This window comes from Vibrio antiquarius, from assembly GCF_000024825.1.
Classification (GTDB): domain Bacteria; phylum Pseudomonadota; class Gammaproteobacteria; order Enterobacterales; family Vibrionaceae; genus Vibrio; species Vibrio diabolicus.
On the sequence record NC_013457.1, the window covers coordinates 1,755,842 to 1,770,500 of the forward strand.

12 protein-coding genes and 1 pseudogene are annotated in these 14,659 nt (G+C 46.1%); 12 read left to right on the plus strand and 1 reads right to left on the minus strand.

Going from position 1 to position 14,659, the window contains the following annotated elements; all coding sequences use genetic code 11:
* Positions 1-317 precede the first annotated feature (317 nt).
* The 8 genes and pseudogenes from cyoA (at position 318) to VEA_RS22745 (ending at position 8,795) form a co-directional block, all read left to right on the plus strand.
* Positions 318-1,199, plus strand: a complete 882-nt coding sequence (gene cyoA / locus VEA_RS22710) for a ubiquinol oxidase subunit II (RefSeq protein WP_005388604.1) — start codon at positions 318-320, stop codon at positions 1,197-1,199.
* A gap of 5 nt (positions 1,200-1,204) precedes the next feature.
* Positions 1,205-3,241 (plus strand): cytochrome o ubiquinol oxidase subunit I, encoded by a 2,037-nt coding sequence (gene cyoB / locus VEA_RS22715; protein WP_006742444.1) that lies wholly within the window; start codon positions 1,205-1,207, stop codon positions 3,239-3,241.
* Positions 3,231-3,833, plus strand: a complete 603-nt coding sequence (cyoC, locus tag VEA_RS22720; RefSeq protein WP_012842489.1) for a cytochrome o ubiquinol oxidase subunit III — start codon at positions 3,231-3,233, stop codon at positions 3,831-3,833. The genes cyoB and cyoC overlap by 11 nt, the downstream gene beginning before the upstream one ends.
* Entirely contained in the window at positions 3,833-4,144 is a 312-nt protein-coding gene (gene cyoD, locus VEA_RS22725; RefSeq protein WP_012842490.1) for a cytochrome o ubiquinol oxidase subunit IV, read from the plus strand. The genes cyoC and cyoD overlap by 1 nt, the downstream gene beginning before the upstream one ends.
* A complete protein-coding gene (gene cyoE, locus VEA_RS22730; protein WP_031780178.1) occupies positions 4,105-5,025 on the plus strand; it encodes a heme o synthase in 921 nt (306 codons plus the stop codon). Before cyoD ends, cyoE begins: the two co-directional genes overlap by 40 nt.
* A 123-nt stretch (positions 5,026-5,148) precedes the next feature.
* A complete protein-coding gene (locus VEA_RS22735; protein WP_154647397.1) occupies positions 5,149-5,562 on the plus strand; it encodes a hypothetical protein in 414 nt (137 codons plus the stop codon).
* Between the two features lie 217 nt (positions 5,563-5,779).
* Positions 5,780-6,882, plus strand: a pseudogene (locus VEA_RS22740) (NADH:flavin oxidoreductase).
* 527 nt (positions 6,883-7,409) lie between these two features.
* A complete protein-coding gene (locus tag VEA_RS22745) occupies positions 7,410-8,795 on the plus strand; it encodes an FAD-binding oxidoreductase (RefSeq protein WP_006742448.1) in 1,386 nt (461 codons plus the stop codon).
* Positions 8,796-8,900: 105 nt separating this feature from the next.
* Here VEA_RS22745 and VEA_RS22750 read toward each other — a convergent pair whose 3' ends face one another.
* Positions 8,901-9,791: a LysR family transcriptional regulator gene (locus tag VEA_RS22750; RefSeq protein WP_006742449.1), complete on the minus strand. Its 891-nt coding sequence runs from the start codon at positions 9,789-9,791 to the stop codon at positions 8,901-8,903.
* A gap of 155 nt (positions 9,792-9,946) precedes the next feature.
* Here VEA_RS22750 and VEA_RS22755 point away from each other — a divergent pair, with 155 nt between their 5' ends.
* The 4 genes from VEA_RS22755 (at position 9,947) to VEA_RS22770 (ending at position 14,648) form a co-directional block, all read left to right on the plus strand.
* Positions 9,947-10,345, plus strand: a complete 399-nt coding sequence (locus VEA_RS22755) for a RidA family protein (protein WP_012842492.1) — start codon at positions 9,947-9,949, stop codon at positions 10,343-10,345.
* 72 nt (positions 10,346-10,417) lie between these two features.
* Positions 10,418-11,878: an aldehyde dehydrogenase family protein gene (locus VEA_RS22760; protein ID WP_012842493.1), complete on the plus strand. Its 1,461-nt coding sequence runs from the start codon at positions 10,418-10,420 to the stop codon at positions 11,876-11,878.
* A gap of 69 nt (positions 11,879-11,947) precedes the next feature.
* Complete coding sequence (locus VEA_RS22765; protein WP_006742451.1) at positions 11,948-12,937, plus strand: membrane dipeptidase; 990 nt, start codon at positions 11,948-11,950, stop codon at positions 12,935-12,937.
* 109 nt (positions 12,938-13,046) lie between these two features.
* Positions 13,047-14,648, plus strand: coding sequence for a BCCT family transporter (locus tag VEA_RS22770; RefSeq protein WP_006742452.1), 1,602 nt, complete (start codon positions 13,047-13,049; stop codon positions 14,646-14,648).
* Positions 14,649-14,659: the final 11 nt, after the last annotated feature.

Below are 14,659 nucleotides of genomic sequence, written 5' to 3' on the forward strand. Positions count from 1 at the left end.
AACTCACACTAATAGTGTGGTTTTGATCTCCACTCAATTCCGTTTTGTTTCGCTCTGATCCCGACGTTACTCATGCTCAACACATAAACATTCTAATGACTATAACAACTGGTTCTTAGCTTGATACCAATCGTAGCAAGTAATTGTTCATTCTAGCTGGTTAAGATGCTTGATAACGGCGCTGAAAAATTTGTAAGTAGAATAAATACTTATCAAAATTTTTGCCTTTTTATCAAACATTCCCCTGCGCTGTTTCTGAGCTCTTATTTACTGTGATTGGCATTGGTTTTTAAACCAGACAACCATCGAGAAAGTTAATGGAAGCCTCAAGATATAAACGCATCTTGTCGAGGGGAAGTTTGGCGTCCGTCATACTTATGCTCTCAGGATGTAATTCAGCTTTACTTGACCCCAAAGGTGCCATTGGTGTGCAGGAAAAAGAGCTAATTATTACTGCTCTTTTGCTGATGTTGATCGTTGTAATCCCTGTGATTTTAATGACGATTTACTTCGCTTACCGATACCGCGCCTCTAACACTGAAGAAGAGTACGCTCCCGAGTGGTCACACTCGACCAAAATCGAAGTGGTGGTATGGACAATTCCAATCATCATCATTGCGATTCTTGCGACGATCACATGGCGTTCGACTCATGAACTAGAGCCCTCCAAACCATTGGAAAGTGATGTTAAACCAATGACCATCGAAGTGGTGTCACTCGATTGGAAATGGTTGTTCATCTATCCAGAAGAAAACATTGCGACGGTGAACTATGTGGCGTTCCCGAAAGATGTGCCAGTACAGTTCAAACTGACTTCGGACAACATCATGAACGCGTTTTTCATCCCTCGCTTAGGTACACAGATCTACGCGATGCCAGGCATGGTAACCAAGCTTAACCTGATAGCGAACCACGAAGGTGACTACAAGGGTTTTGCATCGAACTACAGCGGCGAAGGCTTTTCGCAAATGAAGTTCACAGCTTCAGCAATGTCTGATCGTGCTGCGTTCCTAAATTGGGTGCAGAAAGTGAAGGCGAGCCCTGATCGTATTGAAGATTGGGAGCAATACAGCTCACTGGCAGCGCCAAGTATCGCAGAGCCAGTCACTTTGTTCTCTAGCGTTCCTCCGTTCTTGTTCACCGACGTTGTGACTCAGCATCCTGGTTCAATGAACTGTTTGCCTGAAAACCAAGGATAATCGTAATGTTTGGAAGATTAACTCTTGATTCAGTTCCATTCCACGAACCTATTATCGTCATCACCTTAGCGGTTGTGGCGCTGGTTGGTTTAGCCGTAGTTTACGCGGTAACTAAAGCCGGAAAGTGGCAATATTTGTGGAATGAATGGTTTACTTCAGTAGACCATAAAAAACTTGGCTTCATGTACATCGCAGTAGCGATGGTGATGCTTGTTCGTGGTTTTGCTGACGCAGTCATGATGCGTAGTCAGCAACTCCTTTCTTCTGCGGGTGAAGGAGGTTACTTGCCACCGCATCACTACGATCAAATTTTTACTGCCCATGGCGTGATCATGATCTTCTTCGTAGCGATGCCATTGGTTATTGGTCTGATGAACATCATCGTGCCATTACAGATTGGTGCGCGTGACGTAGCTTTCCCGTATCTGAATAACTTGAGCTTCTGGCTGTTTGTTGTTGGTGTCATTCTAACAAACATGTCTCTCGGCTTAGGTGAATTTGGTCGCACCGGTTGGTTGGCGTATCCGCCGCTTTCAGGTATTGAGGCCAGCCCAGGAGTCGGGGTCGACTATTGGATTTGGGCGCTGCAGATATCAGGTGTCGGTACGACGTTAACAGGCGTGAACTTCTTCGCGACCATTTTGCGTATGCGTACACCGTCTATGCCAATGATGAAGATGCCAGTTTTCACTTGGGCGTCTCTGTGTGCAAACATTTTGATCATCATTTCATTCCCAATCCTAACGGTGACTATCGCTCTGCTAACGCTGGATAGATACCTAGGCATGCATTTCTTTACCAATGATCTTGGCGGCAACGTAATGATGTACGTCAACCTGATTTGGGCTTGGGGCCATCCAGAAGTGTACATTTTGATCTTGCCAATTTTTGGTGTGTTCTCAGAGGTCACCGCAACCTTCTCACGTAAAAAGTTGTTCGGTTACACATCGCTAGTTTGGGCTACCGTAGTTATCACGATTCTTGCGTTTGTCGTTTGGCTACACCACTTCTTTACGATGGGATCTGGCGCGAACGTAAATGCCTTCTTCGGTATTGCCACGATGATCATTTCTATCCCAACTGGGGTGAAGATCTTCAACTGGCTATTCACCATGTACAAAGGCCGCATCCGCTTTACGACGCCAATGATGTGGACAGTGGGCTTCCTGATCACCTTTACTGTTGGTGGTATGACAGGCGTACTAATGGCTGTTCCGGGCGCAGATTTCGTTCTGCATAACTCAGTATTCCTGATTGCTCACTTCCACAACGTTATCATCGGTGGTGTGGTCTTTGGATGTTTCGCTGCGATCACTTACTGGTTCCCGAAAGCGACAGGTTTCACCATGAATGAAACTTGGGGCAAACGTGCGTTCTATCTTTGGATTATTGGTTTCTTAATGGCGTTCCTACCGCTTTACGCGCTGGGCTTTATGGGTATGACTCGTCGTTTAAGCCAAGACATCAACCCTGAATACTTCCCACTGTTATCGATTGCCGCAGCAGGTACGGTTGTGATTGCACTGGGCGTATTGTCTCAGTTCATCCAAATTTACGTGAGTATCCGTGACCGCGAGCAAAACCGTGACCTAACTGGTGATCCGTGGGGTGGTCGTACTCTTGAGTGGGCAACATCGTCTCCACCGCCGTTCTACAACTTTGCGCACCTGCCAAAAGGTGATGTGCTGGATGCCTTCTGGTACCAGAAACAAAGTGGCGAGTTCGATCCAACTAAAGAAGTGGAATACGAACGTATTCATATGCCAAAAAACACGGCAACAGGCATCTACGTGTCGGCTTGGTCGCTCCTATTTGGCTTCGGCATGATTTGGTACATCTGGTGGCTAGCGGCAGCAAGTTTGGTCGGTATTATCGTGACGTGTATTCAGCACAGCTACAACGATGACGTGGATTACTACGTGGAAGTTGAAGAGATCAAAGCAATTGAGGCCGAGCGTCGAGCTCAGCTTGAAGAAGCGAAGAAAAACTCAGTGAAAGACAGCGAAAGTAAAGATGATCTGGAGGTGACGTATGCAAACTAATATCGCAGCACATCACGACCATGATCACCACCATGACACGAATGGCAACAAGCTATTTGGCTTTTGGGTTTACCTGATGAGTGACTGCGTACTGTTTGCGACCTTGTTCGCGACATACGCTGTGTTGTCGAGCAATTCAATTGCGGGCCCAACAGGTAAAGACATTTTCGAACTCCCATTCGTGTTTGTAGAAACCATGCTGCTGCTGTTTAGCAGTATCACATTTGGTTTTGGCATTATCGCGATGAAGCGCAACAACGTTGCTGGTCTCAAACGTTGGATGTTAGTAACGTTCGCGTTTGGTCTTGGCTTTATCTGTATGGAGGTCTATGAGTTCCATCACCTGATTGAAGAAGGCTATGGTCCACAAACAAGTGCATTCCTATCGGCATTCTTTACGTTGGTTGGTACGCACGGCCTGCACGTAACCTTTGGTCTGATTTGGTTGGCGGTAGCATATCACCAACTGTCGACGAAAGGTCTGAACGACAATATGGCAATGCGCTTTAACTGCTTAAGCCTATTCTGGCACTTTCTAGATATCGTCTGGATTTGTGTCTTTACCATCGTTTACTTACTGGGGGTAATGTAATGGATCAACATGTAGAAACCAGTGCGTCAGATTACGTGAAAGGCTTTATTGCCTCACTGATTCTGACGGTAATTCCGTTCTACTTTGTTTGGACGAAATCATTACCAGATACAACAACCTATGCGATTCTATTTGGATGTGCATTAGTGCAGATATTTGTTCACTTCAAATACTTCTTGCACATGGAAACAAAAACATCCGACGGACGTTGGAACCTTGTATCACTGATGTTTACCGCTATTGTTGTACTTATCCTTATCGCTGGCTCGGTATGGATCATCTACAACATGAACGTCAACATGAAGTTGTAGGCCAAGGTATGCTGAAAAGTTATTTGTCTATCACCAAACCGGGCATTATTTTCGGCAACCTGATTTCTGTTGCGGCGGGGTTCTTCCTCGCCGCAAAAACAGAACCAGCTAGTCTAATGTTGTTCGTTACAACGTTAGTTGGTGTGGGGTTAGTCATCGCTTCAGGTTGTGTGGTGAATAATATTTTCGATCGTGATATCGACCAAAAGATGGCACGTACACGAAATCGTGAAACAGTGAAAGGTAACATCAATATCGATATTGCGTTTGTTTATGCGCTTGCTTTATTGCTGGTAGGCACCGCACTGTTATTTATCCGAGTGAACCCACTATCCGCTGTCGTCGTTTTGCTTGGCTACGTGTATTACGTGTTCTTTTACACGATGTGGTACAAACGTAACTCGGTGTATGGAACCTTAGTGGGAAGTATTTCAGGCGCAGTCCCGCCATTGGTGGGTTACTTGGCGGTAACAAACTTCATTAGCTTGGAAGCGATTTTACTCTTTACCATGTTCTGTCTCTGGCAAATGCCGCACTCGTACGCGATTGCCATGTTCCGCATGCAAGACTACCGAGAAGCCGGGATTCCCGTATTACCAGTTAAAGAGGGCATTCATAAAGCGCATCGACACATGAAAGCGTATGTCGTGGCGTTTGGCGCAGTATCGTTGGGATTATTTTTACTTGGTGAAGCTGGGTATGAATACTTAGCGGTTGCGGCGGTCGTTTGCTTTATGTGGACGAAAGTGACCTTTCGCAGCATTGATGACAGCAACTACATCGCTTGGTCAAAGTCGGTGTTTAAAGTCTCACTGCTAGTGGTGATGGGGATCAGTGGTGTACTAGGATTAGAGCTTATTCCGTTGCCATTTATTTATTGAGTTTGAAATTCTTTAATATCACTTCCATGTAGCTCCCATTCTGAGAGCTACATGCTTTGCTAGACTCGAATTCATGCCTAAAAGAGATAATATGATTATCCCTTTTTACTATGGTCTTGGTTCATGTTTCGTCGTTTTACTCTTCTTTCAATTGTTGCAATTTCTTCATGCGTATTAGCCCAAGTTCCGTCCTCGGTTAGCTCCGTGGAAACTTATCGCGTTGGAGATATTCTTGTCAGGCTTATTATCCACCACATGGAGATTAATCCAGTGATTGAAGTCGATACAATTAATCGTTCAGATTATGAAATAAATGATGTATTTCGAGTTTCCTCCATTTCTCTAGATAATGAAAAACTGGATTTCAACCAGAGTGCTGGCGTTTTTGTAGAAGAGTATGGAGAGCGTGATAATAAAGTATTTTTCGTGCTTGATTACTTTTACCTACATGGGGGAGGAAGCGTTCTCGTGGATTGTGAAGTTTCATTCGAAAAAGAGAAGATCTTACCCCCAGAATGTAGAGTGAAGGTAAACTGAGAAATAGGCCGAGTTGCTTTGCTTACAAGCTTATCTCACTAAACCTTAATCCAGATTAAAGTTTTGTCACTCACGAGGCATTAAGGTGCGCCTGTAGTTTGCAGGTCTCACGGATTCAGAGAAGGAACAGCCATACGTTGTGTATCGCTGTTCCTTTTTTGTTCTTGGTTACTTGGGAAAAGATAGAACCATAAAGACAACTTTAAGAGGACTGGTTTTGAGCATTTTGTTTTCCGAAGCCCGCATTGGCAACATGACCCTAAAGAACCGTTTTGTGCGCAGCGCAACGTGGGAGAACATGGCGACCGAAGATGGCCACATGACGGATAAGCTTTACGATATTTACGAAGAGTTGGCGAAAGGTGAAGTGGGTTTAATTGTTACTGGTTATGCCAATATCGTGGAAGAAGAGAAACCCAACGCTGGGATGATGGGGATCTACAACGACTCTTTTATTGAAGAATACAAAAAGCTAACAGAGCTAGTACATCAACACGATTCTAAAATCGTAATGCAAATTGCTTACGGTGGAACCAAAACCACCTACAACGTCGGTGAGCGTGTCATCTTCGCTCCGAGTGACGTGCCTGAGCGTGGCACGAATACGCAAGGCAAAGTGATGACTAAGGACGAAATCGACTACATCGTAAAGGCATTCGCATTGGCGAGTAAACGTGCTCAAGACGCTGGTTTTGACGGCGTAGAGATTCATGCGGCGACACTTATTTAATTAACCAGTTTTTAAGCCCGTACTATAATCGTCGCGAAGACGAATACGGTGGTGGCTTAGAAAATCGCATGCGTGTCCTTTTAGAAATTTTTTCTGAAACCAGAAAGCTGGTTGGGAGCGAATTTCCCATCCTCGTTAAACTGACGGCAACAGAGTTCTTTGACGGCGGTTTAACGTTCGATGAAACTCGCGTCGTCTGTAAGAAACTTGAAGAAGTAGGCGTTGATGCGATCATCGTATCTGGCAATGTTCACGGCAAAGCAAACGAACTTGTTGGTGAAACGTTCGATGGTTATACACTACAAGAAGAAGGTTACTTTCACGAATATGGGCACGTGATCAGTCAGGACGTTAACATACCGGTGATTACTGTCGGCGGATTGAGTGACATTGATGCGATTGAGAAAATTGCAGAAAACACAGATATCCAATTTTTCGCTGTGTCACGTCCTTTATTGGCTGAGCCTCAGTTAATAAAGCGCTGGAAAGAGGGTAATCGAGCGCCAGTGGATTGCGAACGTTGCTCAAAGTGCCGTACCAAACGTGGTAACTTTTGCGTAGTGTATAAGAACCGAAATCGTCGTAAATAACCCACCTTAAGTGACGGTATGTCACTGATTAATAATGCAATAGTCTTCTAAAATACTAAGAAGGCTATTCTATTTAATTCAATATCACTGCCTCTAACGGCTATTCACTATTCGCAGTCCGAAATATTTTTATAATCCTATTTAATTGATAAATAAAGGTAATATAATTAATTATTAAAAATATTAATTATAAGACAAAGTTTCATATCTGAAACTAAATTGCATTCTAAACTTACAATGAACTTATTAATAATTAGGTGCGAGTGTCACGCAGGGTAAAGAATACAGAAGGTGCTTTGAGGTGCGGTATCATTGCGATAACTATCTGATTTTTATAACTGTGTTTCAGCTTTATCGAACCCAAGAGAGTAAGGGAATTTGTGACCCTGCGGTATCGTTACTGTGGGGCCTTGTTTATTTGCTGAAAATAGCTACTCAAACGTCACGTTTAATTGTGAGGGACTTGTATTAGCTTGTCGTTGCATTGTGCTTTGCAAGCCTCATGTAAAACGTGAGAGGCAACTAATATGAATAGTCTAGAAAATGCAACCATTGAACACTTCAAAAATCAATTTCAGGGTGATGTTGTTTTGCCCGGAGATCCTACGTACGACGAAGTTCGTCAAATCTGGAATGGCATGATAGATCGCAGTCCCGGTGTTATCGCTCGCTGCAAGTCTGCCGATGATGTCGTGATGGCGGTTAACTTTGCTCGGGATAACAATCAGCTACTTTCGGTCCGAGGTGGCGGGCATAATATTGCGGGCAATGCGGTTTGCGATCATGGTGTGATGATCGACTTGTCGCTTTTGAATCATGTTCAAGTGGATGAAAGCGAAAGAAGGGCTTTCGTTGAACCTGGCTGTACGTTGGCTGATGTCGATGAGGCCACACAAAAATATGGATTAGCAACGCCTGTCGGCATTAATTCAACCACGGGAATTGCGGGGTTAACGCTTGGTGGTGGTTTTGGTTGGTTGAGCCGAAAATATGGTATGACGATAGACAACTTGGTCTCTGCAAATGTCGTAACTGCAGATGGTCGTCAACTGCTCGCGAATGAGACAGAAAATGCCGATTTGTTCTGGGCGTTACGTGGGGGCGGCGGTAACTTTGGTATCGTTACGCGTTTTGAATTCCAGCTACATCCTGTCGGTCCAGAGGTGTTAAGTGGTCTCATTGTCTTTCCATTTGAGCAAGCGAAATCCATTATCACCCAGTTTGCGAAATTCACTGAGTCGGCCCCTGATGATCTAAGTGTCTGGATGGTGAGTCGGAAAGCGCCGCCACTCCCATTCTTACCTGAAAGCGTTCACGGAAAAGAAGTGGTTGTACTCGCGATATGTTATGCGGGTGACCCGGCTGAAGGTGAGAAGTTAATTGCACCGTTGAGAGAGTTTGGTGATGCACATGGTGAGCATGTTGGTGTACAGCCATTTGCGGCGTGGCAGCAAGCGTTTGATCCATTGCTTACTCCGGGCGCACGTAACTATTGGAAATCGCACAATTTTAACTCGCTAAGCGAAGGTGTGATTGATGCGGCGATAGAATACGCAGGTAAGTTACCATCGCCTCAGTGTGAGATTTTTATAGCCTCTCTTGGCTGCGCTGCCTCTAGACCTGAGCCCGAGTCTATGGCTTATTCTAGCCGTGATGCAAACTATGTGTTAAATGTGCATGGAAGATGGGATTTAGCAGAAGATGATGAAGCTTGTATCGCGTGGGCGAGAGACTTTTTTGCCAAAACCAAACCGTATGCCAGTGGAGGTGCGTATATCAACTTCCTTACACAAGACGAAGCTGAACGTACAGAGTCTGCCTACGGTCCAACCTTTGCGCGTTTACAAGAAGTGAAGAAGAAGTTTGATCCAAATAATTTGTTCAGAATGAATCAGAATATCAAGCCAGAATAAGTGCAATAAGAGCGTCGTCATTTCATATGACCGGATCTGTCACTTAATATCAAATAACAGTGGCTCTAAAATCTAATGGAGCCACTGTTAGCTAAAACCTTCGAACTACGTTTCTTCATCTTGATAGTTTAGATAACGTACACACAAATCATGAAACGCTTTAGCTTGAGGCGAGATCGTGCGGTCGGTCAACGTAAAGATACCAATTTGCCTTTCAAGCGGTGGATCGATAAGCGGGATCCAAACCAAGCGTGTTTCATTGGTTGGGAAAGCAAGCTTCGGTAGGGTCGTGACACCAATCCCAAGTTCTAAGACAGAAAACAGCGAAGTGATATTCTCGACCGAATAGAGTGCTTGCTCACTCAATGCTCTGGCTGGGGTTGGATCGAGAAGCGTACAGGTGCCGTTACGAATGAAAGGTTGTTCGAGCAAAGTTTGCCACTCGATTCCCTCTGTTTGATCGGCAATAGGGTTATCTTTTAAACACACCACGCCAATGGGGTCGGACAACAGCGGCGTAAAGTCAATGCCGCCCTCATCGAGGTGAGAGGGGTTACCGAGCGCTAAGTCAACCTCACCGGAGAGTAGGCGAGCCTCGACGCCCGCCGCGTTATCATCGATTAAGCTTACTTCTACATTTGGATACTGCTCGCAAAAGGCACCCAACACGCTCGGGATGAGTTTCGCTGCAACAGAAGGAACGCTCGCAATTCGCACTCTCCCTTGCTGTCCGGCCGCGGCAGCTTTGAGATCGTTGTCCAGCGCACTGTAGATATTGAGAAACTGAACCACCTTGGGCAAACAAATCTCACCAAAAGGCGTTAATTTGGTTTTGTTGCCGGGCTCAAACAGCGTTTGTCCTAGCATTTTCTCTAGCTCTTTTATCGACGTGGAGAGCGCAGCCTGAGATCGATTTGCACGATGTGAAGCGGCTCGAAAGCCCCCTTCCTCGACTACCATCACAAAATGCATTAATTGTTGAAGCTTAATACTCATCCCTAATGCCTCTTAATCCCTTTATTTACGTTATTCTCAATGAGGTGATAAGTTTTATTTATCAAATGTAAAAAATTTACCGTTAGATTTATCGCCTGTCAATGTGCATCATTTAACTGTATTGAAACAAAGCTGTTACAAAGGTTGAAAGGCACGTGAATACTTCTACTAAAAAACATCCAGTAAAAACCAGTCTATTTGCTTCTAAAGCGCCGCTTGAATGGGCGATTGTTAACAATGGAACTCTGTATACAGCACAAATTCCTATTGATGATACAGGCGCGGTTGTTGAAGGTGGCATCGAAGCACAAACACGCCAAACCTTTAACAATCTCATTCACACCCTGGAGTGTGCAGGGGAGTCTTTGGACTCTGTATTGCAGGTCCTGATTTACGTGACCGACAGAGAATACTTAAAAACCGTTAACCAAGTGTACGCGGAATATTTTGAAGCGCCGTACCCAAATCGCGCCGCCATGGTGGTTGCAGGGTTAGCACGAGAAGAAATGTTGGTGGAGTTTGTCGTCTACGCGTCGGCAAGCCAACCAGAATAAATCCAACAAGAATAATTGAGATCAGTGAGTGGGTGGCTTGCCATCACAAATCGGAAGAACAAGGAAAGAACCATGACTTTTATTAACAATGTTCAAGCAGAAAAATCCCTCTATATAGCAGGTGAATGGCAATCGGGCATGGACACCATCGCCAATATTAACCCTTCTGATATCAGCGAAAACATTGGCGATTTCGCACAAGCGAGTGTGTCTCAAGTAGAGCAAGCGATTCAAGCGGCTAAATCAGCGCAGCCAGAGTGGGAAAAAACACCAATCGAGCGCAAACAAGCAGTGCTGCAAGCGATTGGTGATGAGCTCATTGCACGATGTGACGAATTGGGCACCTTGCTTTCGCGTGAAGAAGGCAAGCCATTTGCTGAAGGTCGAGGTGAGATTTACCGTGCCGGCCAATTCTTCCAATACTTTGCTGCTGAGGTACTGCGTCAAATTGGCGATAACGCTGCTTCCGTCCGTCCAGGTGTCTCCGTTGAAGTTACTCGCGAAGCCGTCGGCGTTATCGCCATTATCTCTCCTTGGAACTTCCCAACAGCAACAGCGGCTTGGAAAATCGCGCCAGCACTTGCGTTTGGCAACAGTGTCGTCTGGAAGCCTGCCAACCTAACTCCAGCAAGTGCCGTTGCACTGACTGAGATTATCCATCGCCAAGGTTTACCTGCTGGCACGTTTAACCTCGTTTTGGGTAGCGGTTCGCAAGTAGGTAATACCCTTATCAATTCGAAAGACGTGAACGGCGTTAGCTTCACTGGTTCTGTGGACACTGGCCGTAAAGTAGCGGCGGCAACGGCACCAAACTTTGTGCGTTGTCAGCTAGAAATGGGCAGCAAGAACGCGCTCGTAGTGGCAGATGATGCAGACATTCAAATTGCCGTTGAAGCCACAATCGCAGGCTCATTCTCGGGTGCGGGTCAAAAATGTACTGCGTCTTCTCGTCTTGTGGTTATGGACGGAATTCACGACGCGTATGTTGAAGCGCTAATCAAACGCATGAGCGAACTTAAAGTGGGTCACGCACTAGAAGAGGGCGTATTTATGGGCCCTGTTGTTGATGGTAACCAGCTGAATGCGAACTTTGAGTGGATTGAAAACGCACGCCAAGCAGGCGCGGAGCTGGCTTTCGGTGGTGAGCGTCTGAGCCTAGAGCATGACGGTTACTACATGTCACCAACCCTGTTCTTGAACACACAAAACAACTGGGAAGTGAATCAAGAAGAAGTCTTTGCACCAATGGCAAGCGTGATTCGCGTTTCTGATCTGGATGAGGCGATTGCAGTCGCGAACGATACGCGCTTTGGCCTGACAGGCGGCATTATTACGCAAAGCCTGCGCAATAGCGCGATCTTCAAACAGCAAGTCCAAACGGGCTGCGTCATGGTTAACTTGCCAACTGCGGGTACAGATTATCACGTCCCATTTGGTGGCCGTAAAGAATCTAGCTTTGGTCCTCGTGAGCAAGGTCAGTACGCCAAAGAGTTCTACACCGTGGTGAAAACCGCTTATCAGCGCCCTTACTAAGAACAGCAGGGTAGCTGATGGTGTCAGTTACCCGAACTAAAAGGCTAAGAAATTGTTTAAGGAGTGGTTATGTACCAACAACGGATTGTGATTGACGGATTGCAGTACTGCAATTGGGATCGAGAGTATTTCCAAACGCTTAAGGCGAGTGGCATTACCGCCGTTCATGCCACCATCGTCTACCACGAAACTGCGCGCGAAACCTTAACGCGTTTTGCTGAGTGGAACTTGCGCTTCGAGCAAAATGCGGACCTCATCATGCCTATTTATTCAATGGCAGATGTAGAAAAAGCCAAAGCAGAAGGCAAAGTCGGCATCTTCTTCGGCGCGCAGAATTGCTCACCGATTGATGATGAAATTGGCCTGATTGAAGTGATGCGCCGCCAAGGCCTGCTGATCATGCAACTGACCTACAACAACCAAAGCTTACTGGCGACAGGTTGTTACGAACAAAACGATTCCGGCGTAACTCGTTTTGGTAAGCAAGCGATTGAAGAGATGAACCGAGTCGGGATGATCATTGATATGTCCCACAGCGCAGAGCGTTCAACGTTGGAAGCTATCGAGCTCTCTTCGCGTCCAATTTGTATCAGCCATGCTAACCCGACATTTGCGCATGACGCACTGCGCAACAAGTCCAACACCGTGATCAAAGCACTGACGGAGCGCGGTGGTTTGATTGGATTCAGTTTATATCCGTTCCATTTGCCAAATGGCAGCCAGTGCACGCTGGATGATTTCTGCCAGATGGTTGCGAAAACCGCAGACATGTTTGGCGTTGACCATTTAGGTATCGGTAGCGATTTGTGCTTAAACCAGCCGCAACAAGTGTTGGAGTGGATGCGCAACGGTCGTTGGTCAAAAGCGATGGATTACGGCGAAGGTTCGGCAAGTAACTCGGGATGGCCAGATGCGCTGCCATGGTTCTGCGGCAGTGCAGGGATGGAGAACATCTACAACGGATTAATGCGTCACGGATTCAGTGAATCTGAGGCAGGAAAAATATTGGGTGAAAACTGGTTTAACTTCCTCAAAGAAGGATTAGAGCCTATTTCATAGTACACCCAAAATTAGGAACCGCCTGCCTACATAACAACAATACGGCAGGCGTAAAACTCACATTTGTAGCCAGTCTTTGGCAGCTGCAAAGAACCTCTGGAGCCAGAGTATGTCTGATTTAACCAATAGCATGAAAGCTTCCACGATGAGCGTGTCATCGGGCAAGTCAAAAGCAACACACAACACATCAACAACAGAAAACACGACGGACAAATTAGGACTGAATAACCCGGCCTTTTGGTATAGCGGTGGTTTTATCGCGTTGTTCGTTGCTATTGCACTTTATGACGGCGAGTTGTTATCTACGATCGTTAACGCCGGCTTTGGCTGGGCAGTTCAGGTGTTTGGTCCTTACTGGCAGTTACTGCTGCTTCTCACTTTTCTTATTGGTCTTGGCTTGGCTGCAGGGCGAACAGGCAAGGTGATGTTGGGCGGGATTGCGAAACCAGAAATGGATTCTTTCCGCTGGATGGCGATTATTTTCTGTACCTTATTGGCTGGTGGTGGCGTTTTCTGGGCTGCGGCTGAGCCTATCGCGCATTATGTTAGCCCACCTCCTCTATACGGCGCGCAAGATAACCCGCAGCAAGGTGCGGTGAATGCGTTGTCGCAATCCTTTATGCACTGGGGCTTTTTGGCTTGGGCGATTGTCGGTAGCTTAACTTCTATCGTGGTGATGCACCTGCATTACGACAAAGGTTTGCCACTAAAACCCCGTATTTTGCTTTATCCAGTGTTGGGCGAACGAGCGCTTAAAGGCCAGCTCGGTGCATTGATTGATGCGTGCTGCATTATCGCGGTAGCCGCGGGCACCATCGGCCCAATTGGGTTTCTCGGCTTGCAGGTTAGCTATGCGTTAAATGCACTGTTTGATATTCCTGATGGCTTTACCACTCAGCTCATCATCATTTTATTTGCGATTGCGCTCTACACCTTGTCTGCGCTCAGCGGATTAAGCCGAGGCATGCAACTGCTTAGTCGTTATAACGTGATTCTGGCCATGGCATTGATGGTTTACATTCTGCTTTTTGGTCCGACGAACTTTATCTTTAACGGATACATTCAAGGCGTAGGTAGCATGCTGGATAACTTTATCCCAATGGCGACCTATCGCGGTGACGAGGGTTGGCTAAGCTGGTGGACAGTATTTTTCTGGGGCTGGTTCCTTGGTTATGGTCCGATGATGGCAATCTTTATTGCGCGTATTTCTCGTGGTCGCACTATTCGCCAAGTTATTTCAACCATCAGTATTGTGGCTCCGCTCACCACCTGTTTTTGGTTCACGATTGTAGGCGGCTCTGGCCTTGCGTTTGAAATTGCTGAGCCGGGTAGTGTGAGTGCGGCGTTTGAAGGCTTTAACTTGCCAGGTGCTTTGCTTGCGGTGACTCAGCAACTACCAATGCCAATGCTGACTTCAATTCTATTTCTGATTTTAACCACGATCTTCATCGTCACGACGGGCGACTCAATGACCTACACAATCAGTGTCGTGATCAGTGGTGAAACGGAGCCGAATGCGATCATCCGTACCTTCTGGGGCGTAATGATGGGTGTAACAGCTCTGATCCTGATTTCGCTTGGCTCTGGCGGCATCTCTGCACTGCAATCTTTCATTGTGATTACCGCGGTTCCGGTTTCGCTGATTCTGTTGCCGTCACTTTGGAATGCACCGCAAATCGCAATCAAAATGGCGAAAGAGCAAGGGCTATAACAATTATCTAA